This is a genomic window from Arthrobacter sp. P4_F11 (assembly GCF_056401395.1).
This window is the reverse complement of sequence record NZ_JBFUJK010000002.1, coordinates 118,593-138,844: the sequence shown is the minus strand read 5'-3', so window position 1 is coordinate 138,844 and position 20,252 is coordinate 118,593. Positions and strand designations below refer to the sequence as shown.

At 68.8% G+C, this 20,252-nt stretch carries 16 protein-coding genes; 9 read left to right on the top strand and 7 right to left on the bottom strand.

Annotation, left to right across the window (positions count from 1 at the left end; translation table 11 throughout):
* Window positions 1-39 precede the first annotated feature (39 nt).
* Window positions 40-750, top strand: a complete 711-nt coding sequence (yczE, locus tag AC1DRO_RS03645; RefSeq protein ID WP_476949859.1) for a membrane protein YczE — start codon at window positions 40-42, stop codon at window positions 748-750.
* 43 nt (window positions 751-793) lie between these two features.
* Here the strand turns inward: yczE and AC1DRO_RS03640 are convergent, their stop codons facing one another.
* From AC1DRO_RS03640 to AC1DRO_RS03610, 7 genes are all read right to left on the bottom strand, one after another.
* The gene (locus tag AC1DRO_RS03640; protein WP_476949858.1) at window positions 794-1,660 is read right to left on the bottom strand and encodes a DNA-formamidopyrimidine glycosylase family protein; all 867 of its coding nucleotides are present in this window, start codon (window positions 1,658-1,660) and stop codon (window positions 794-796) included.
* Window positions 1,653-6,863, bottom strand: coding sequence for an Lhr family helicase (locus AC1DRO_RS03635; protein WP_476949857.1), 5,211 nt, complete (start codon window positions 6,861-6,863; stop codon window positions 1,653-1,655). The genes AC1DRO_RS03640 and AC1DRO_RS03635 overlap by 8 nt, the downstream gene beginning before the upstream one ends.
* 155 nt (window positions 6,864-7,018) lie before the next feature.
* Complete coding sequence (locus AC1DRO_RS03630) at window positions 7,019-7,636, bottom strand: DUF4232 domain-containing protein (RefSeq protein WP_476949856.1); 618 nt, start codon at window positions 7,634-7,636, stop codon at window positions 7,019-7,021.
* Window positions 7,637-7,793: 157 nt separating this feature from the next.
* A complete protein-coding gene (locus tag AC1DRO_RS03625) occupies window positions 7,794-7,928 on the bottom strand; it encodes a hypothetical protein (RefSeq protein WP_476949855.1) in 135 nt (44 codons plus the stop codon).
* Window positions 7,915-8,160 carry a hypothetical protein gene (locus AC1DRO_RS03620; RefSeq protein WP_476949854.1) on the bottom strand — a complete coding sequence of 82 codons (246 nt, stop codon included), beginning with the start codon at window positions 8,158-8,160 and terminating at the stop codon, window positions 7,915-7,917. The genes AC1DRO_RS03625 and AC1DRO_RS03620 overlap by 14 nt, the downstream gene beginning before the upstream one ends.
* Window positions 8,161-8,361: 201 nt before the next feature.
* Complete coding sequence (locus AC1DRO_RS03615) at window positions 8,362-8,919, bottom strand: SRPBCC family protein (RefSeq protein WP_476949853.1); 558 nt, start codon at window positions 8,917-8,919, stop codon at window positions 8,362-8,364.
* Window positions 8,920-8,931: 12 nt separating this feature from the next.
* Window positions 8,932-9,942, bottom strand: a complete 1,011-nt coding sequence (locus AC1DRO_RS03610) for a LacI family DNA-binding transcriptional regulator (RefSeq protein WP_476949852.1) — start codon at window positions 9,940-9,942, stop codon at window positions 8,932-8,934.
* A 259-nt stretch (window positions 9,943-10,201) separates the two neighbouring features.
* Between AC1DRO_RS03610 and AC1DRO_RS03605 the strand changes: the two genes are divergently transcribed.
* The 8 genes from AC1DRO_RS03605 (at window position 10,202) to AC1DRO_RS03570 (ending at window position 20,242) form a co-directional block, all read left to right on the top strand.
* Window positions 10,202-11,746 (top strand): sugar ABC transporter ATP-binding protein, encoded by a 1,545-nt coding sequence (locus AC1DRO_RS03605; protein ID WP_476949851.1) that lies wholly within the window; start codon window positions 10,202-10,204, stop codon window positions 11,744-11,746.
* Window positions 11,743-12,789, top strand: a complete 1,047-nt coding sequence (locus AC1DRO_RS03600) for an ABC transporter permease (protein ID WP_476857786.1) — start codon at window positions 11,743-11,745, stop codon at window positions 12,787-12,789. Before AC1DRO_RS03605 ends, AC1DRO_RS03600 begins: the two co-directional genes overlap by 4 nt.
* A complete protein-coding gene (locus AC1DRO_RS03595) occupies window positions 12,782-13,864 on the top strand; it encodes an ABC transporter permease (RefSeq protein ID WP_476860444.1) in 1,083 nt (360 codons plus the stop codon). Before AC1DRO_RS03600 ends, AC1DRO_RS03595 begins: the two co-directional genes overlap by 8 nt.
* Before the next feature lie 74 nt (window positions 13,865-13,938).
* Entirely contained in the window at window positions 13,939-15,006 is a 1,068-nt protein-coding gene (gene rhaS / locus AC1DRO_RS03590) for a rhamnose ABC transporter substrate-binding protein (protein ID WP_476949850.1), read from the top strand.
* A 192-nt stretch (window positions 15,007-15,198) separates the two neighbouring features.
* Entirely contained in the window at window positions 15,199-16,647 is a 1,449-nt protein-coding gene (locus tag AC1DRO_RS03585; protein ID WP_476949849.1) for an arabinose isomerase, read from the top strand.
* Entirely contained in the window at window positions 16,644-17,027 is a 384-nt protein-coding gene (locus tag AC1DRO_RS03580) for an L-rhamnose mutarotase (protein ID WP_476949848.1), read from the top strand. Before AC1DRO_RS03585 ends, AC1DRO_RS03580 begins: the two co-directional genes overlap by 4 nt.
* Window positions 17,024-18,202: an L-rhamnose isomerase gene (gene rhaI, locus AC1DRO_RS03575; RefSeq protein ID WP_476949847.1), complete on the top strand. Its 1,179-nt coding sequence runs from the start codon at window positions 17,024-17,026 to the stop codon at window positions 18,200-18,202. Before AC1DRO_RS03580 ends, rhaI begins: the two co-directional genes overlap by 4 nt.
* A gap of 3 nt (window positions 18,203-18,205) precedes the next feature.
* Complete coding sequence (locus tag AC1DRO_RS03570) at window positions 18,206-20,242, top strand: bifunctional aldolase/short-chain dehydrogenase (protein ID WP_476949846.1); 2,037 nt, start codon at window positions 18,206-18,208, stop codon at window positions 20,240-20,242.
* Window positions 20,243-20,252: the final 10 nt, after the last annotated feature.

Genomic DNA, 20,252 nt, shown 5'->3' with positions numbered 1-20,252 from the left:
TATGGATTGCAAGGCCAGTTTTCGTGGAGGATGGAGACCATGTTGACCCGCAGACTCCTCCAGCTCCTGATCGGCCTCGCTCTTTACGGCATTTCCCTCGCCATGGTCATTCGCGCCAGCCTCGGCACGGCGCCGTGGGACGTGCTCCACCAGGGGCTGGCGGCCAGGTCCGGGCTCAGCCTTGGGACGGTGGTGGTTGTTGTCAGCTTCCTGGTGCTGCTGCTGTGGATCCCGCTCCGGCAATGGCCCGGCGTCGGAACCCTGTGCAACGCGGTGCTGGTGGGGGTCTTCGCGGACATCGGGCTGGCCCTGATTCCACAGTTTTCGCATCTGGGCGGCCAGATCTGCCTGCTCGTCGGGGCCGTGCTGCTCAACGGCGTCGCCTCCGCCTGCTACATCGGCGCCCGCCTGGGCCCGGGCGCACGGGACGGGCTCATGACGGGCCTCGCCCGGCGGACGGGCTGGCCGGTCCGGGTGTGCCGCACCGGCATTGAAGTGCTGGTTCTTGGCGCGGGCTGGCTGCTGGGCGGCTCGGTTGGTGTGGGCACGGTGCTGTACGCGCTGGCCATTGGCCCCCTGGTGCAGTTGCTGCTGCCGCGGTTCACCGTTCCGGAAGCGCGTCCGGTCCCGGCGGCAGGAACTGAAGCGGCCGGAACTGAAGCGGAAGCCGCCGTAGCCGGGACGGCAGTTCCTGCGGCGGCGGTACCTGTGGCGGTCCCGGTGGCGGCGGGCAGCGGCCCGGCCGATTGATTCCCGCCGATGGATTCACGCGGGTTAGTTCCCGTGGGCCCCGTCAGCCGGCGCCTTCTGATCCGGTGCCCGGCAGGGGCTGGCAGGTGGGGCAGTAGTAGATGTCCCGTTCCTCGGTGACAGTGCCGGCGCCGTTCTCCTTGCCCAGGACGCCGCGGCGGATCGGAGTGCCGCATTTGAGGCACGGCTGGTGCTCGCGCCGGTAAACCCAGTAGCCGGGACGCCCGGCGGTGCGGCCCACCGGCACGCCGCGGGCGTTCAGGACGGTGGTCCGCCGGCCCGGCCCGAGGTTGGCGGAGAGCAGGACCTGGGCATCGGTGATGATGGCGGGAAGGTCCGGCACTGCCGAGACGGGCGCCGCCGGGTGGACGCCCGCGAGGAAGCAGGCCTCGCACCGGTAGATGTTTCCGATCCCCGCCAGCTTGCTCTGGTCCAGCAGGGCGACGCCGATCGGTACGTCCGGGGCTGCGAGCAGCCGGTGTTCGGCCTCGGCCGCGTCCCAGTCCGGGCCCAGCAGGTCCGGGCCGAGGTGCCCCACGATGGTGTCCTCCTGGTCGGTCCGGACCACCTCAAGGATGCCCAGGGAGAACCCGACGGCGTCGGCCGTGGCGGTCCGCAGTACGCAGCGGGCCGTGAAGCCGGGCTTCCGCCAGCGGCCCCCGGGCGGGTAGACCTGCCAGCTGCCCTCCATCTTCAGGTGCGAATGGATGGTGAGCCGGTCTCTGGGCGTCGGGCCCTGGACACGCATCAGCAGGTGCTTGCCTCGGGGCACCACCTCGGCCACGGTCCAGCCGCCGAGCTTGAGAGTGGCGAAGCGCGGGACCCGGAAGTCGGAGGAGACCAGTTCCTTCCCGGCCAGGGCAGCGTGCAGCTGTGCGGCGGCGCGGAAGACCGAATCGCCCTCAGGCACGGATCCTCAGTCCCTTGGGGGTGGAATAGGCCCCGGCGTGGCCGAGTGCGGCCGCCACCGGGGTGTCCAGGATGCCGTGGCCGTTGACCTTTTCCATGATCAGCTTGTCCACCGCGCCTCGGGTCACCACACCCACCAGCGCCGTGCCGGCCGCGGCCAGGACGTCGGGGTCGTCGCTGAACGCGAGCAGGGTCTTGCCGCCGCGCTCGACATACAGCGCCAGGGCGCCGTCGACCAGGACCACGAGGGCGCCGGCCTTCCGGCCCGGGCGGTGGCCGGTGCCGGCGTCGACGTTGAGCGCGGGCCACGGCAGCGCGGCGCCGTACGGGTTGGCGGGGTCGGTCGCGGCGAGGGCCAGGGCCACCGGTTCTGCCTTGTGCAACTCGGCGTCCTCGACGTAGGACCGCAGCCGGTCCACCGTGGCCGGGACGGCGAACTGCGCCGCACCGAGGTGTTCGATGAAGTAGCCGCGGCGGCAGCGTCCGGCTTCCTCGAGCCGGGCAAGGACCTTGTACATGAGGCCGAAGCCGCCGAGGATGTTTTCTGCCATGACCGAGCCGCGGGTGACCACGCCGTAGCGGTCCAGCAGGAGCTCCGCGGTGGCGCGCGCATGGATGGTGGGATCGAGCTCGGGGGAGGGCAGCGCGGACCAGCGTCCCGCGGCGAGCGGGGGAGCGGGCGCGGTGCCGGTCACGGATCCGTACCGGCCGCCGGTGAGTCCCGGTGATCCGAGCAGGCCGGTGCCGTGGGCCCGTCCGAGCCGGCTGAGCCGCGGCGCGCGGGCCCGCGGGGCGCGCCCCACCTGCCGGTGCGCGGTGTGGCCGCCGGCGATCAGGGCCCTGACGGGGGCGAACGTGTCGCCGGTAATCCGGCCCGCCCAGGCGAGATCCCAGAGCGCGGCCACCACGTCCTGGTCGCTGAGCACCGAATCCATGCCGCCGGCAACCTCGGTCAGCTGCCGGAAGAAGTAGCCGCCGCCGTTGTTCTGCAGGTGCTCGAGGAGCCGTCGCTGCGCGTCGCCGGGTTCGAAGTCGATGGACGGGTTCAGCGTCAGTTCGGCCGAATCGGCGAGGTGCAGGCTCACCCAGCCGTCGTTGCCCGGCAGCGAGCCGGCACCGGACCAGAGGACCTCGCCGGCGGCCATGAGCTCGTCCAGCATGGCCGGCTGGTAGTTGGAGACGCGGCTGGCCAGGACAAGCGGCTCCCATGCCGAGGCCGGAATGGGCACGCCGGAGAGCTGGTCGATGGCCGTGATAATGCCGTCCAGGCCGCGGAGCGCCGACTGCCCGCGGCCGCCCGGGGTGCGCACGTTCTGCCAGGCGGGCAGGAACCGGCCGTAGGCGGCGGCGTCCACCGGCTCGACTTCGGCGCGGAGCGCGGCGAGGGAACGGCGGCGCAGCTTGCGGAGGACCTCGGCGTCGCACCATTCGCTCACATTGGCCGGAGGCAAAAGGAGAGGCAAAACAGTGGGCTGGAACGCCTCCTCGCCGGATCCCTCCACGCCGGAACCCTCAACCCCGGATTCTTCACCGCCGGCTGCCGTGCTGGCCGAGGTGACCGCCGGAGGCGCAGCGTGCGGGCGGAACTCTCCTTCCACCACGCGCCCGTCCGCGGCCAGCCGCTTCAGCGCCGTGCCGACGACGGCGACGCCCAGTCCCAGCCGCGCCGCGGCCTCGGCGGCGGTGAAGGGCCCGTGCGTGCGGGCATAGCGCGATACGAGGTCGCCGAGAGGGTCAGCGACCGGCTCGATGAAGGCCAGCGGCACGCCCATGGGCAGCGGCACGCCGAGGGCATCCCGGAGCCGGGCGGCATCCTCGACCGCCGCAAAGCGCTCGACTCCGCCGATGTTGACCTTGATGGCTCGGTTGGCACGCTGCAGGGCCGTGAGGTGGGCGGCGGCGTCGGCCTCCGTCGCCGGGCTTTCGGCTGGCAGCACCTCCGGGGTTTCGGCTAGCTCAGCCGGCAGGCCTTCGACAGGCAGGCCCCCTTGGCCGGTCCCGGCGGTCCCGGCAGCCTCGCTTCCCGGGGCTGGGCCCGCCACCGGCTCCAGTCGGGCGGCGACCTCGTCCGGCGAGAGCGGACCGAGGAGGCGCAGGAGGTCCGCGACGCCCTCCAGCCCGCGCACCTGGCGGTCACGGGCCAGCCGCTGCAGTTCGCGCTCGGTGGCCTCGATGACCTTCGCATCCAGCAGTTCGCGCAGCTCCACGCGGCCCATGAGCTCATTGAGCAGGGTGGAATCGAGGGCCAGGGCTGCGGCCCGGCGCTCCGCCAGCGGGGAGTCGCCTTCGTAGAGGAACTGGGCCACGTAGCCAAAGAGCAAGGACTTCGCGAACGGGGAGGGCTGCTGGGTGGTGGTCTGGACGATCCTGAGCTCGCGGCGCTCGACCGAGGCGGCGATGTCCTTCAGCGCCGGAAGGTCGTAGACATCCTGCAGGCACTCGCGGACCGTCTCGAGGACAATCGGGAACGTCGGGTACTTCCGGGCAACATCCAGCAGCTGCGCCGAACGCTGCCGCTGCTGCCACAAGGGCTGCCGCTTGCCGGGATTCTGCCGGGGCAGGAGCAACGCGCGGGCTGCGCACTCGCGGAACCGGGAGGCGAAGAGGGCGCTGCCGCCGACCTCCGCCGTCACGATCTGCTCGATTTCCTCCGGGTCAAACAGGAACAACTCGGCGCCCGGCGGCTCATCCTCCATCATGGGCACGCGCAGCACGATGCCGTCGTCGGCGGCCATGGCCGAGCCGTCCATCCCGTAGCGCTGCTGCAGGCGCTGGCCCACGGCCAGGGCCCACGGTGCGTGCACGGGCATGCCGAAGGGGCTGTGCAGCACCACGCGCCAGTCGCCGAGCTCGTCGTGGAAGCGCTCGACCACGAGGGTCGTGTCGCTGGGGACCACCTCGGTGGCGAGCCGTTGTTCGGCGAGGTACTGGATCAGGTTGTTCGCGGCGTAATCGTCCAGTCCGCTGGCCTTGCACCGCTCGGTGGCCGGCCCGACGTCGGACGCCGCCAGTTCGCGCATGAACGCGCCGAGGGCGCGGCCCAGGTCCACCGGCCGGCCCAGGGAGTCGCCCTTCCAGAAGGGGAGCTTGCCGGGCTGGCCGAACGCCGGCGAGACCAGGACACGGTCGTGCGTGATGTCCTCGATCTTCCAGCTGGTGGCGCCGAGCGCGAAGATGTCGCCAACCCGGGATTCATAGACCATTTCCTCATCGAGTTCGCCCACCCGGCGCCCGCCCTTGGCCGCAGCGGCGGCCGGACTGGCTGCCCTGCCGTCCGCACTGGCGCCGCCGGAGGAGCCGCCTCCGCCGGTGCCCTCGACTTCGGTGCCGATGATGTAGACGCCGAACAGCCCGCGGTCCGGGATGGTGCCGCCGGAAGTGACGGCGAGCCGCTGCGCGCCGGGCCTGCCCTCGATGGTCCCGGCGTTCCGGTCCCAGATCACCCGGGGGCGCAGTTCGGCGAATTCGTCCGAGGGGTAGCGCCCGGCAAGGAGGTCCAGGGTGGCCTCGAACGCGGAGCGGGGGAGCGAGGCGAACGGCGCCGACCGCCGGACCGTGTTGAACCAGTCCTCCACGTCGATGGCGCCGAGGGCCGTGGCGGCGACCGTCTGCTGGGCCAGGATGTCCAGCGGGTTGGCCGGTACGCTCAGCCGCTCGATCTTGCCCGCGAGCATCCGCTCCACGGTGATGGCCGTGTGGACCAGGTCTGCCCGGTGCTTCGGGAACAGGACGCCTTGGGAGACTTCGCCGACCTGGTGGCCGGCGCGGCCCACCCGCTGCAGGCCGCTGGCCACGGAGGGCGGCGACTCGACCTGCACCACCAGGTCCACGGCACCCATGTCGATGCCGAGTTCGAGTGAGGACGTGGCCACGACGCAGCGCAGCCGACCGGATTTCAAGTCATCCTCGATCAGGGCGCGCTGGTCCTTGGACACGGAGCCGTGGTGGGCGCGGGCCAGCACGGGATCGGCGCCGGCGGTGCTTCCGGCCTGGGCCATCATGTGGGCCGGTGTGGCGGTGGATGTTGGCTGCGTGGCGGCGCCGCCGGACGGCACGCCCACGCCGCCGGACGGCACTGGATTCGGCACGGCATGCGGCACGTCATTCGGTCCGGCGTCGAAGTCCGGGGCGCCGGCACCAAAGTCCGTCCAGCCGCCGCCGGCTGCCAGGAGCTGGCGCTCGGCGTAGATTTCGTTGAGCCGGGCGGTCAGCCGTTCGGCGAGGCGGCGGGAGTTCGCAAACACGATGGTGGACTGGTTGGCGAGCACCAGGTCCACGATCTTTTCCTCCACATGCGGCCAGATGGAGGCCTGGGGCTGCAGCCCGGAGGCCGGACCGGAGTCGAAGGCTCCGGCGGCGCCCTGGAGATCAGACATGTCCTCCACCGGGACGGAGACGGTCAGGTCCCAGTTCTTCCGTGACGGAGGGGCGACAATTTCCACCGGCGCCGAGCCGGCGAGGAACTGAGCCACCAGCTCTTTGGGTTCCACGGTGGCCGACAGCCCGATCCGCTGGGCGGGCTTGGGCAGCAGCGCGTCCAGCCGTTCCAGCGACACCGCCAGATGCGCCCCGCGCTTGGTGCCGGCGACGGCGTGGACCTCGTCGACAATGATCGTGTCCACCTCGCTGAGGGTTTCGCGGGCCTTGGACGTCAGCATCAGGAAGAGCGATTCCGGGGTGGTGATGAGGATATCGGGCGGGTGGCTGAGCAGCGAGCGGCGGTCCGACGCCGTCGTATCCCCGGACCGGACACCCACGGTAATGAGCGGGGCCGGCAGGTCCAGGCGTTTGGCGGTCTGCGTGATGCCGATCAGCGGCGCGCGGAGGTTGCGTTCGACGTCGACGCCGAGAGCCTTGAGCGGGGAAATATACAGCACGCGGGTCTTGCGCTGGGGCGCCTTGCCTTGAGCAGGCTTCCGGCGCCCGCCCTTGGCCGCCGGGTCCAGGCCGGGCAGGGCGTCGGGCTCTGCGGGCGCGGAGACGAGCAACCGGTCCAGCGCCCAGAGGAACGCGGCGAGCGTCTTGCCGGAGCCGGTGGGTGCGACGACGAGGGCGTGCGCACCGGAGGAGATGGCATTCCAGGCGCCGTTCTGGGCCGGGGTGGGCGCGGAAAAAGCGCCCAGGAACCAGTCCCGGGTCGGCCGGCTGAACCGGTCCATGGCGTCGGCCGCGAGTGTGCCGCCGGCGAGCTCCTGCCCCTTCATTCCTCCATCATGCCCTAACCCGCCGACACTATTGGCCGGGCCCCATCATGGGGCGGCGGGCCCCATCGTGGCGCCCGCCGGGTCCCGCGGGGGCCCGATGCTCCCGGACGGGCGGGAGCGCCGGCACGCTGGAGCAGAGACGCGGGGGACGGGTGTTACTTGGGCTGGAAGGCACCGATGGTCAGCAGGTTGATCTCCGTGTTGGCGCAGGCGTCCAGTTGCTGCGGGATGAACAGCGACGCGGTGTCGTTGGGCGGGTAGACCCGGAATCCTGCCGCCGGTGTCTTGGTGCAGTCCGGGTAGTTGGCGGCCTGGGTGTAGCGCAGGGTGGCTGTGCCGGCCTTGCCCGGGGCAAGCGTGACGTCGGTAACCGGGCCCGAGTCGTCGCGGGTGGCGGCGGCGCCGATCGGCTCACCGTCGGCCCCAGCTGTGAGGGAGACGCCCGCGAAGCCCTTCAGCAGGCACGGTTCGGTGCCGGAGTTGGTCAGGATCAGCTGCATGTAGATGCTGCCGGCCGCGCCGCCGCCCGTGGCGTCGGTGGTGCCGGTCAGGCTTGCGGCCTTGCACAGCTCGGGGCCGGCCTTGGCGGTGGACGGTGCGGCGGCCGCAGAGGATTCCGGCGCGGCGGGAGACGTCGCCGGCGGCTGGCTTGTTTCCGTGGCAGACGGGCTGGGCGGGGACGTGGCCGACTGGGCCTGCGTCGAGCTGCCCCCGCAGCCGCTGAGAAGGAGGGCCGCCGCGGCAGCCATTGTCACAACCAGTGCGTGCTTCATTCGCTGAGACCTCATGGCTCAACCATTATCCCCGCCGTTGCCTTAGTCAACGATGCCACTGCGACGGAGCCCGATTGATGTCCGGATTGTGATTTCCCGGCATCGGCCGAGGTCAACTGCGCCGCGTGCTCTTTCCCGGAGCCGGCGAGCAGCTGCCCTAGTCGGTCTCGGGCCCCGAGCAGTAGTGGCAGTCGTCGGGGCAGGAAGCGGCCCAGGGGTCCGTCCCGGCCGCGGACCCCGACAGGATTTCCGGCTGCCATGCCAGGGCCGTTGGCCGGTCAGTTGCCAGCATGGCCAGCTCCTTCGGGGTCTGCCACGCTCAGTTCAAAGCCGTCGGCAACGTGGAACAGCTGCCGGTGCCCGCCGTCGGAGAGCACCCATACGACGTCGCCGTCGGGCGTGCGGTTATCGACCAGGCCCGCGTGCTCAAGGCGGCCGCCACGGTGGAGGTGGACGGCGTCGCCGATCTCGACGTCGTCCCAATGGGCGGCGCTGCTGGAAGGCCGGTTTTTCTGCAAGGTCATGAGGAGTCCTGAACGGTCACGGGGAAACGAGGATGTGACCCAGCTAACCGTGGAATGACCTCCCGCCTCAATGGTCATGTGAATGAGACACTGACTTACTGTTGTGCACAAGTCCAGGGCGGAAGTCCAAGGGCAGAGGTCCCGGGCAGAAGTCCGGACGCTAGGCAGCCGTCTACGTGTCCGTGCGGGCTGCGCGGCGGGTCAGCCAGGCAAAGGTGGGCGGAGGGGGCGGCGGGACAGCCGCTGACCCGGCCGCCGTGCGCCCCGAGGCGCCCCCGCCGTGGCCCTGCGCCGGCGCAGTTCCAGGGCGAGGCTCTCCTGGCCGCGGGCCATCGCCCAGCGGTGGTTGGCGGCGAAGGCCGGCTTCAGCAGCCAGCTCAGCCGCCGCAGCAGGGGCTTGGCGGCGCTGACGCGCCAGTCGTAGGTGATGACCGTTTCCGGCCCGTCCGGCTCGAAGGTCCAGCGGCCGGTGCCGTTCAGATCGCCTGCCGCGGTGAGGGCGAAGCCGCGGCCGGTGATTGGCTCCGTAACCGTGAGGGTCCAGCGGAGCGTATAGGGCAGCCAGCCCTTCGTGTGCAGACGCGTGGGGCGCGGAATGCCGGGCCCGGGCTCCGGGCCGCCGGCCACGGACTCGACGCTGAGATAGACGGAAGGCCACCACAGGGGCAGGGCTGTGGCATCGCCCAGGACGGCCGCGACCTCCTCCGGCGTACCCGCCACCCGCCAGACGGTCCGGAACTCATAATCTGTGCTGCCCATCGGGGTCTCCTTTCAGCCCTGCGTGGATGCCCTCACTATCAATTCGGGCGGAAAGACCACCTGGGTGGGTGCAAAGCCGTCCTCCCCTGCCGCCTCCCGGAGCAACAGTTCCAGTGCGGTGGAGCCGATGAGGGCGCTGGGCTGCCGGATGGAGGACAGCGGCACGACGGCGGCGGCGGCGAACTCTATGTCGTCGTAGCCGACCAGGGCTATCTCCTGCGGCACCTTAACGCCGCCCATGAGCATCAGGCCCTGCAGGGCACCCACGGCAAGCAGGTCGTTGGCTGCAAAGATCGCGTCCGGGCGTTCGGCTTCGGGCCGGGACCGGATGGACTCGCCGGCCGCCCTGCCCGAAAGTACGGTCAGGGATTCCGTGGCGATGACCTCGAGCGTTGCACCCGCCACGGCGTCGATGGCCTTCCGCGCCCCTGCCAAACGGTCCGCTACCTGCCGGATGCTTGCCGGGCCGCCGATAAACGCGATCCGCCGTCTGCCCAGCGACAACAGGTGGGCCGCAGCCATCTCCCCGCCCGCCAGGTCGTCCACGGCCACCGAGGAGAAGCTCGTGTTCTCTGTCTGCCGGTCCACGAGCACTGTCGGGATGCCCCGGCGCCGGAGCTGCTCCAACCGGGGAATCACATTTCCTACCGGGGACAGCAGCACGCCCCGCACGCGCTGCTGCTCAAAGAGGTCAAGATACGCGGATTCCCGGCCCTCGTCCTCGTTGCTGTTGCCGACGAGGACGGTGAAGTTCTCCGCGGCGGCGCGGTCCTCCGCGCCCCGGGCCAGATCCGAGAAGAAGGGGTTGGCAGCGTCCAGGACCACCAGGCCGATGCTGTGGCTCATGCCCGCGCGCAACTGGCGCGCGGCGTCGTTCCGGACGAAGCCGAGCTTGTCGATGGCGGACTGGACCCTCAGGGTAACTTCCGCGGAAACCTTCTGCGGCCGGTTCAGCACATTGGAGACCGTCCCCACCGAGACGCCGGCCAGTGCCGCGACGTCCTTGACGCTCGCTGAAACCATTTCCTGTGCTCCTGAAGGTGGACGCCGCAGCCCTTGGGGCCAGGCGGCGCGTACGCAAAATAGTCACTTCAGGATACCCGTCCGGGGTCCACTTTGAACCCTTTCATTGAAACGAATCAAAAGCCGCGTCGCGAATGCCTGACGTCAGTTGACGTGTTGATTTGAAGACCTTATGATTCAAATCACAACTCGTTATGAAACGATTCATTGCGTGTTCACTAGGCACAGTTCACTAAGCCCCAAAGGTGCGGTCAATTTTATGCAGCAGACACACAGTTCCCGGTCCGGCCCCGCTGAGGGGGAGCAGGTTCCGGTCCTCTCGCTCTCCCACGCAGCCAAGACCTTCGGCCCGGTGGTCGCCCTGGCCGACGGCACCATCCACATCGAGGCTGGCGAAATCCACGCACTCGTCGGCGAGAACGGCGCCGGCAAGTCCACGCTGGTGAAAATCCTCGCAGGCCTGCACCACCCCGATTCCGGCGACTTCCAGGTGGCGGGCCAGAGCGTCCAGTTCCGCAATGTTGCCGAGAGCAAGGACGCCGGAATCTCGGTCATCTACCAGGAACCCACGCTCTTCCCGGACCTGAGCGTCGCGGAGAACATTTTCATCGGCCGCCAGCCCAAGGGCCGCTTCGGGCTCATCAGCAAAGCGACCATGGTCAGGGAGGCGCGCAAGCTGTTCGAGCGCCTTGGCGTTCCGATCGACCCGACCCGCATCGCCGAAGGCCTGTCCATCGCGGACCAGCAGATCATTGAAATCGCCAAGGCCATTTCGCTGGATGCCAAAGTCCTGGTGATGGACGAGCCCACGGCAGCCCTCAGCGGCGTCGAGGTGGAACGGCTGTTCGCCGTGGCCCGGAGCCTCCGGGACCGCGGGACCGGCATCCTCTTCATTTCGCACCGTTTCGACGAGGTCTTTGACCTGTGCGACCGCATCACCGTGATGCGGGACGGCCGGTACATCTCCACCCACCGCACGGCCGACGTCACCGTCGAGCAGATCGTTCGCGAGATGGTGGGCCGCGACATTGGCGCCCTGTTCCCCAAGACCCCTGCCGAGATCGGCGACGTGGTCCTGAAAGTGGACGGCCTCAGCCGCGCCGGGGTGTTCCGCGATATCAGCTTCGTGGTCCGCGCCGGGGAAATCGTTGCCTTGGCCGGCCTCGTCGGCGCCGGCCGCACCGAGGTGGCCCGTGCCGTATTCGGCATCGACCCCTACGACGCCGGCGATATCACCTTCGACGGACGCAAGCTCAGGCCGAGGAATCCCCAGGTGGCCATCACCGCCGGCATGGGCTTCGTGCCGGAGGACCGCCGCAAGCAGGGCCTCGTGATGGACCTGTCCGTGGCCCGGAACGTCACGCTCACGCTGCGCAACAAGTACACGACGGCGGGCCTGATCAACGGGGGCGCGGAGCGGCGCGCGGCCCAGGAATGGAGCAAACGGCTCCAGGTCAAGACCGGCTCGCAGGAGTACGCCGTCTCCACGCTCTCCGGCGGCAACCAGCAAAAGGTGGTGCTCGCCAAGTGGCTGGCCACGGACCCGCGGCTGCTGATCATCGACGAGCCCACCCGCGGCATCGACGTCGGCACCAAGAGCGAGGTCCACCGGCTCATATCGGACCTCGCCGGGCGCGGGATCGCGATCCTGATGATCTCCTCGGAACTGCCCGAGGTCCTCGGCATGGCGGACCGCGTCCTGGTCATGCGCGAAGGCCGGATCACCGCCGAACTCGACCGTGCCGATGCGAACCCCGAATCGGTCATGCACGCCGCCACGTCTTCCGCAGGAGGAACCCTGTGAGCTCAGCTCTGGACCACAAGAACGCAACGACGCCGGCACCCGACGCCGGAGCCCGGGGCGCCGTCGCCTCGCTGCTGCGGATGCGCGAACTCCCCGTGCTGGTCGCGCTGGCACTGCTGGTACTCGTCACCTACCTGATCAACCCGCTGTTCCTCACCGCGCAGGGCGTGAAGGACCTGCTGCTCAACGCCACGATCATCATGATTCTGGCGGTGGGGCAGACCCTGCTGATCATCACCAGGAACATCGACCTTTCCGTCGGCTCAATGCTGGGGCTGGTCGCCTTCGGCACCGGCTCCCTTTTCTCGGCCATGCCCGACGTGCCGATCATCGCAGTCTTTGTGATCGGCATGGCCTTCGGGGCGCTGCTGGGCGCCGTCAACGGCGCACTGGTCACCCTCGCCAAAGTACCCGCCCTGGTCATCACCCTCGGGACGCTCTACGTGTACCGCGGCCTGAACAACGCCTGGGCCGGCGGCAAGCAGTACTTCGCCGGCGACCGTCCGGAGGAGTTCGGCGCCCTCTCGGTGAACACCTTTCTGGGGTTCCCCGTCATCACGCTGCTGGCCATCGTCGTCGTGATCGCCGTCGCCATCTACATGTCCGGCACCCGCCCGGGCCGTGACCTGTACGCCATCGGCTCGGACCCGGACGCGGCCACCGCCTTCGGCATCAAGGTCTCCAAGCGCGTGTTCCTCGCGTTCCTGGCCAACGGCGCGCTCGCCGGCCTGGCCGGTGTGCTTTACGCCAGCCGCTTCAACTCCGTCGGCGCCACCACCGGCACCGGGATGGAACTGACCGTAGTGGCGGCCGCCGTCGTCGGTGGTGTGGCCATCTTCGGCGGCAGCGGATCGGTGACCGGGGCCGCGCTCGGCGCCGTGCTCCTGACCACCATCACCAGCTCCCTGACCGCCCTGCGGGTGGACAAGTTCTGGCAGCAGGCGATCGTCGGCGTGCTGATCCTCACCGCCATCATCATCGACCGCGTGGCCAGCCTGCGCACAGCCAAGAAACTGCGGATTAGCGAGGCTCGCAATGTCTGAAACCACGTCCACCACCAGCACGGCGCCGGCTCCCGTGGCTGACAACACCAAGCCGCTGGCCAGCGAACCGAAGGGCCGGACCGGGGCCGCGCGGATCCTAATGGGCCGTGACGCGGTCACCATCTACGCCCTGATTGCTTTCCTGATCTACGCCGCCATCGCCATCCCGCGCTTCGCCTCGCCGGTCACCACCGGCTTCCTGCTCCTGGACGTGATCCCGGTCCTGCTGATTGCCATGCCGATGACGCTGATCATCATCACGGGCGAAATCGACTTGTCCGTGGCCAGCACCGCCGGCCTGACCAGCGCCCTGATGGGCGTCCTCTGGGCCGGCGGGACGGACATCTGGCTGGCCCTGGCAATCAGCCTGCTGGCAGGAATTGCCGCCGGCATGTTCAACGGCTTCCTGATCGCGGTCCTCGGACTGCCCTCCCTGGCGGTCACCATCGGCACCCTGGCGTTGTTCCGCGGCCTGGCCCTGGTCATCATCGGCGACAACGCCGTGGCCAACTTCCCCAAGGCGCTGACCGCCTTCTTCACCTCCAAAATCGGCGGCACCGGCATCCCCACGGTGATGATCGGCGTCGTCGTGGTGATGGTCTTCTTCGGCGTGCTGCTGCACTTCACGCCGTTCGGACGCGGCCTCTATGCGATGGGCTACAGCAAGGAAGCCGCCAGCTTCGTGGGGATCAACGTCGCCCGCAGCAAGTTCTGGCTCTACGTCGGGTCCGGCGCCGTTTCGGCTCTCGCCGGCATCTACTGGACGCTGCGCTACACAAGCGCCCGCAGCGACAACGCCTCCGGCCTGGAACTGGCCGTCATCGCCGCCGTCCTGCTTGGCGGCGTGTCGATCTTCGGCGGCAAGGGCTCCATCCCCGGCGTCATCGCCGGCGTCCTGCTGATCGGCACGCTCAACTACGCCCTCCGCCTGGCCCGGGTGTCCGACGTCGTCCTCATCACGGTGACCGGACTGCTGCTGATCCTCTCAGTGGTGGCGCCGAGCATCGGCTCCGCCATCAGGCAATGGCGGCACACCCGCCGCGTCCGCCGAAGTTTCACCCGCAAGGCCACCTGAAATCTGCACACCACAACAAACCGCGCCCGCCTGGGACCGGCTGTACCGACCGCACGAAGGAAAAGGGAAGAACAATGATGTTGAACCGCAAGAACAAGGGCCGGACCGGCCGACTGGGAAGCATGGTGGCCATCACCGCCGTGGCCGCACTGGCGCTGACAGCCTGCAACAGCGGCTCTGCATCCTCAACCGATACCAGCAGCCCATCGGCAGGCGGCGGGGACCAGAAGATCACCTTCATCCCCAAGCAGCTGAACAACCCGTACACGGACGTTGTTCTGGGCGGCGGCAAGAAGGGCGCCACCGAGGCAGGATTCGCTTCCTCGCAGGTCGTCGGACCGCTGGAAGCCTCCGCCTCCAGCCAGGTTTCGTTCATCAACGCCGAGACTCAGGCCGGCACGAACGTCATCGCGATTGCCGCCAATGACCCCGACGCCGTCTGCACGGCCCTCGGCGAAGCCCGTTCCGCCGGCGCCAAGATCGTCGCGTTCGACTCGGATACCAATCCCGACTGCCGCGACATCTTCATCAGCCAGGTCGTCGCCAAGGACGTTGCCCTGATCCAGACCAAGCTGATTTCCGAGCAGATCGGCGGCACCGGCGAGATCGCCATCCTGTCCGCCACCGCCAACGCCACCAACCAGAACGAGTGGATCAAGTACATGGAGGAGGAGCTCGCCTCCAACCCCGCGTACAAGGACATCAAGCTGGTGGCCAAGGTCTACGGCGATGACAACGACACCAAGTCCTTCCAGGAAGCCCAGGGCCTCATGCAGGCCCACCCGAACCTGAAGGGCATCATCTCGCCCACCACCGTGGGCATCGCCGCTACCGCCCGGTACCTCTCAACGTCCGCCTACAAGGGCAAGGTTGCCCTCACCGGGCTCGGACTGCCGAATGAAATGCGGCCCTTCGTGAAGGACGGCACCGTCAAGGAGTTCGCCCTCTGGGATCCGGCACAGCTCGGCTACGTGGCGGCGTTCGCCGGCAAGGCCCTCAAGGACGGCAAGATCACCGGCGCCGAAGGGGATACCTTCACCGCCGGCGAACTGGGCGAACGCAAGGTCGAAAAGGGCGGCCTGGTGATCGTCGGCCCGCCGACGGTCTTCAACGCCGAGAACATCGACAAGTACAACTTCTAATCCTTACCTGACCCATCCCGAGCGGCCGGGCGGGCCGCCGACAGCCCGCCCGGCACCTCGTCTCTTCCACCCACTCCGTTCCGCTTCACCGGTGCCGCAGCACCGGATCCACGGCGCCTGCCCCACAGCCGTGCCCGGAAACCACATTTCCGGGGCCCCAGATCCCCCTTTTCATGCCGGAAGGCCCCCCACATGAACCAGAAACAGCCGGCAGACCGGCTGCTGCAACCGCATCGGCGCCGCCCCACCCGCATCGGGCTGGTCTCCGGCGGCCTCGGCGCCTACTGGCCCCAGTTCCCCGAGCTGCTGCCGCAGCTGCGGGAGTCCGTCCGCTACGTCACCGGCCGCTTCCAGGAACTCGACGCCGACGTCATCGACACCGGCTTCATCTCCGACGCGCACGAGGCCGCCGCGGCCGGCGAAAAACTCCGCGTCGCCGACTGCGACCTCATCGTCATCTTCCTCACCACGTACCTGACGTCCTCCATGGTCCTGCCCATCGCCCAGCGCGCGAAAACCCCCGTCCTGGTGATCGACCTGCAGCCAACCGAAGCGATGGACCACGCCAACTTTGACACCGGCAAGTGGCTGGCCTACTGCGGCCAGTGCCCGGTGCCGGAGGTCGCCAACGTCTTCCGCCGGGCCGGAATCGACTTCCGCTCAGTCTCGGGGCACCTTAAGCAGGAGTCCGCCTGGGAGCGGATCACGGCGTGGGTCCACGCCGCCGGCGTCCGCGCCCGGCTCCGCAATGCCCGGCACGGACTCATGGGCCATCTCTATCCGGGCATGCTCGATGTCGCCACCGACCTCACCACCGTGTCCACCACCTTCGGCTCCCATGTGGAGGTGCTGGAATTCGATGACCTCCGCGAACGGGTCAACGCGGTCACGGAGGCGGAGGTGACCGAACGGCTCGGGCTCGCACGCGAACTTTTCGTTGTGGATGACTCCGTGAACGACGACGACTTCGCGTGGGGTGCGAAGGTGTCCGTCGGCCTGGACCGCCTTGTGGAGGACTTTGACCTGGACTCCGTGGCCTACTATCACCGCGGACTGGCCGGCGAACAGCACGAACGGCTCGGCGCCGGGATGATCCTGGGCTCCTCCATCCTGACGGCCCGGGGCATCCCGATGGCCGGCGAGTTCGAGCTGCGGACCTCCATCGCCATGCTGGCGGCCCAGGCGATCGGCGCCGGGGGTTCATTTACCGAGATCCAGGCGCTGAACTTCCTCGACAACGTGGTCGAAATGGGACACGACGGCCCGGCCCACCTGGCCGTGTCCGCCCAGGACCCGCTCCTGCGCGGGCTAGGGATCTACCACGGCAAACGCGGCTGGGGCGTCTCGGTCGAATTCGATGTGCGCCACGGTCCCGTCACCACCTTCGGCCTCGGCCAGGACCCGGACGGAAGCTACGTGTTCGTCACCTCCGAGGGCGAGGTGGTTCCCGGCCCGCTCCTGCAGATCGGCAACACGACCTCCCGGGTGGACTTCGGCGGGGATCCCGGGCTCTGGGTGGACGTCTGGAGCCAGACCGGAATCGGTCACCACTGGGCCCTGTGCGTCGGCCACCGCGCCGCCGACATCAAGGCCGCCGCATCCCTGCTGGGTATCGAACACCGCCATGTGGTGCTCTCATGAGCACGCAACGCGTCTGCTTCCAGCTTCAGGTCAGGCCCGCGCTGATCGGGGAATACACCCGCCGGCACGCGGCCGTCTGGCCGGAGATGCTCCGGGCCCTGAAGGCCTCGGGCTGGAACAACTACTCACTCTTCCTCCGGCCCGACGGGCTACTGATCGGCTACTTCGAAACGGACAGCCTGACCGAAGCCCAGGCCCGGATGGCAGCCACTGACGTCAACGCCCACTGGCAGGCCGAGATGGCCGGCTTCTTCGACGACCTCGCCGGAGCGCCGGACCAAGGCTTCCTCCAGCTCACCGAAATCTTCAATCTCGAGGACCAGTTGTCCGCGGCCAACGCCGCCGGGGACAACCACCAACCGCAGAAGGAACAACCATGAACACCACAGAAACGGCCCTGGGCCGCCTACGGGAACTCGCCATCGAGGTCCCGTCCTGGGCCTACGGCAACTCCGGCACCCGCTTCAAGGTGTTCGGCACTCCCGGGACCCCGCGCACGGTCCACGAGAAGCTGGCCGACGCCGCGAAGGTCCACGAACTCACCGGCCTCGCGCCCACCGTGGCGCTGCACATCCCCTGGGACAAGGTGGATGATTACGCGGCCCTGAAGGCGTTCGCGGCGGAGCTCGGCGTGGGACTCGGCACCATTAACTCCAACACCTTCCAGGACGACGAGTACAAGTTTGGTTCCCTGACCTCCTCGAACCCTGCGGTCCGCCGCCGCGCGATCGACCACCACCTCGAGTGCCTTGAGATCATGAACGCCACGGGCTCGCGGGATCTGAAGATCTGGCTCGCGGACGGCACCAACTACCCGGGCCAGGACGACATGCGCGGCCGGCAGGACCGCCTGGCCGAGTCGCTGCAGGAAATCTACGCGGCCCTGGGCGACGAGCAGCGCCTGGTGCTGGAGTACAAGTTCTTCGAGCCGGCTTTCTACCACACCGACGTTCCGGACTGGGGTACCTCCTACGCCCAGACCCTGGCCCTGGGCGAGAAAGCCTTTGTCTGCCTCGACACCGGCCACCACGCCCCCGGCACCAACATCGAGTTCATCGTCATGCAGCTGCTGCGCCTGGGCAAGCTCGGCTCCTTCGACTTCAACTCCCGCTTCTACGCGGACGATGACCTGATCGTCGGTGCGGCGGATCCCTTCCAGCTCTTCCGCATCATGCACGAGGTCATCCGCGGCGGCGGGTTCGGCAAGTCCGCAGGAGAGAATTCAGCCGTCGCCCTGATGCTGGACCAGTGCCACAACCTGGAGGAAAAGATCCCGGGCCAGATCCGGTCCGTGCTCAATGTCCAGGAAATGACCGCCCGCGCCCTGCTGATCGACACCGATGCGCTGGCCGAGGCCCAGCGCAGCGGCGACGTCCTGGCCGCCAACGGCATCTTCAACGATGCCTTTTACACCGATGTCCGCCCCGCGCTGGCGCAGTGGCGTGAATCCCGCGGCCTGCCCGCGGACCCGATGGCCGCCTTCAAGGCCAGCGGTTACCAGAAGAAGATCAACGAGGACCGCGTCGGCGGCCACCAGGCCGGATGGGGCGCTTAAATAATGACCAATAAGACTGTTGAAGAACTGATCTCCCGTTCCAACCGCCTCGGCGCGGACAAGCGGAACACCAACTTCGCCGGCGGCAACACCTCCGCCAAGGGCACCGAAAAGGACCCCGTGACCGGCGAGGACGTCGAGCTCCTGTGGGTCAAGGGCTCCGGCGGGGACCTGGGCACGCTGAAGGCCGAGGGCCTTGCCGTGCTGCGGCTGGACCGGCTGCAGGCGCTCAAGAACGTGTACCCCGGCGTCGAGCGTGAAGACGAAATGGTGGCCGCGTTCGATTACTGCCTGCACGGCAAAGGCGGCGCCGCGCCGTCGATCGATACCGCCATGCATGGCCTGGTCGACGCCGCCCACGTGGACCACCTGCACCCGGACTCCGGTATCGCCATTGCCACGGCCGCCGACGGCGAGGCCCTGACCAAGGAGATCTTCGGCGAGAAGGTGGCGTGGGTGCCGTGGCGTCGCCCCGGCTTCCAGCTGGGCCTGGACATCGCCGCGATCAAGGACGCCAACCCGCAGGCCGTCGGCACCATCCTGGGCGGGCACGGCATCACCGCCTGGGGCGCCACCAGCGAGGAAGCCGAAGCCAACTCGCTGTGGATCATCGAGCAGGCCGAGGAGTACATCAAGGACCACGGCAAGAACGAACCGTTCGGTCCCAAGCTGCCCGGCTACGCCGCCCTCCCGGAAACCGAGCGCCGCGCGAAGGCCGCCGCCCTCGCGCCCGTGATCCGCGGACTCGCCTCCACCGACAAGCCGCAACTGGGGCACTTCAGCGACGACCCCGCCGTCCTGGCGTTCCTGGAAAGCGCCGAACATCCGCGGCTCGGGGCCCTGGGCACGTCCTGCCCGGACCACTTCCTGCGCACCAAGGTCAAGCCGCTGGTCCTGGACCTGCCCGCCGACGCCCCGATTGAGGACTCCGTGGCCCGGCTGAAGGAACTCCACGCCGCCTACCGCGAGGACTACCTGGGGTATTACGACCGGCACGCGACCCCGGACAGCCCCGCCCTGCGCGGCGCGGACCCGGCGATTGTGCTGGTGCCCGGCGTGGGCATGTTCTCCTTCGGCGCGAACAAGCAGACCGCCCGGGTGGCGGGGGAGTTCTACCTCAACGCCGTCAACGTCATGCGCGGCGCCGAGGCGGTCTCCACCTATGCCCCGATCGAGGAAGCCGAGAAGTTCCGGATCGAATACTGGGCCCTGGAAGAGGCCAAACTGGCCCGGATGCCCAAGCCGAAATCCCATGTTGGCCGGATCGCCCTGGTGACCGGTGCGGCGTCGGGCATCGGCAAGGCGATCGCCACCCGCTTCGCCGCCGACGGCGCGTGCGTGGTCATCGCTGACCTGAACCTGGACAACGCCCGGGCCGTGGCCGCGGAACTCGGCGGCGCCGACGTCGCGATCGGGGTCCAGGCCGACGTCACCGACGAAGCCCAGATCGCCGCCGCCATCCAGGAAGCCGTCCTGGCCTTCGGCGGCCTGGACCTGGTGGTCAACAACGCCGGGCTCTCCATCTCCAAGCCGCTGCTGGAAACCACGGAAAAGGACTGGGACCTGCAGCACAACGTCATGGCCAAGGGCTCGTTCCTGGTGGCGAAGGCGGCCGCGCAGGTGATGATCGGCCAGGAGATGGGCGGGGACATCATCTACATCTCCTCCAAGAACTCCGTGTTCGCCGGCCCGAACAACATCGCCTACTCCGCCACCAAGGCAGACCAGGCCCACCAGGTCAGGCTCCTCGCCGCGGAACTGGGCGAGTACGGGATCCGGGTCAACGGCATCAACCCCGACGGCGTGGTCCGCGGCTCCGGGATCTTCGCCGGCGGCTGGGGCGCCAAGCGCGCCGCCGTCTACGGCGTGCAGGAAGAGGAACTGGGCAAGTACTACGCCCAGCGCACCCTGCTCAAGCGCGAAGTGCTGCCCGAAAACGTGGCCAACGCCGCCGCCGTGCTCACCGGCAGCGAGCTCTCCCACACCACGGGGCTCCACATCCCCGTGGACGCCGGCGTGGCCGCGGCCTTCCTGCGATGAGCCTTCCTGG

Excerpts from the sequence above, each read along its gene's own strand:
- AC1DRO_RS03605 (WP_476949851.1), top strand. The coding sequence starts at position 10,202 with ATGCAGCAGACACACAGTTCCCGGTCCGGCCCCGCTGAGGGGGAGCAG.
- yczE (WP_476949859.1), top strand. The coding sequence starts at position 40 with ATGTTGACCCGCAGACTCCTCCAGCTCCTGATCGGCCTCGCTCTTTAC.
- AC1DRO_RS03585 (WP_476949849.1), top strand. The coding sequence starts at position 15,199 with ATGAACCAGAAACAGCCGGCAGACCGGCTGCTGCAACCGCATCGGCGC.
- AC1DRO_RS03610 (WP_476949852.1), bottom strand. The coding sequence starts at position 9,942 with ATGGTTTCAGCGAGCGTCAAGGACGTCGCGGCACTGGCCGGCGTCTCG.
- AC1DRO_RS03625 (WP_476949855.1), bottom strand. The coding sequence starts at position 7,928 with ATGCTGGCAACTGACCGGCCAACGGCCCTGGCATGGCAGCCGGAAATC.
- AC1DRO_RS03580 (WP_476949848.1), top strand. The coding sequence starts at position 16,644 with ATGAGCACGCAACGCGTCTGCTTCCAGCTTCAGGTCAGGCCCGCGCTG.
- AC1DRO_RS03635 (WP_476949857.1), bottom strand. The coding sequence starts at position 6,863 with ATGAAGGGGCAGGAGCTCGCCGGCGGCACACTCGCGGCCGACGCCATG.
- rhaI (WP_476949847.1), top strand. The coding sequence starts at position 17,024 with ATGAACACCACAGAAACGGCCCTGGGCCGCCTACGGGAACTCGCCATC.
- AC1DRO_RS03595 (WP_476860444.1), top strand. The coding sequence starts at position 12,782 with ATGTCTGAAACCACGTCCACCACCAGCACGGCGCCGGCTCCCGTGGCT.
- AC1DRO_RS03570 (WP_476949846.1), top strand. The coding sequence starts at position 18,206 with ATGACCAATAAGACTGTTGAAGAACTGATCTCCCGTTCCAACCGCCTC.
- AC1DRO_RS03630 (WP_476949856.1), bottom strand. The coding sequence starts at position 7,636 with ATGAAGCACGCACTGGTTGTGACAATGGCTGCCGCGGCGGCCCTCCTT.
- AC1DRO_RS03620 (WP_476949854.1), bottom strand. The coding sequence starts at position 8,160 with ATGACCTTGCAGAAAAACCGGCCTTCCAGCAGCGCCGCCCATTGGGAC.
- rhaS (WP_476949850.1), top strand. The coding sequence starts at position 13,939 with ATGATGTTGAACCGCAAGAACAAGGGCCGGACCGGCCGACTGGGAAGC.
- AC1DRO_RS03615 (WP_476949853.1), bottom strand. The coding sequence starts at position 8,919 with ATGGGCAGCACAGATTATGAGTTCCGGACCGTCTGGCGGGTGGCGGGT.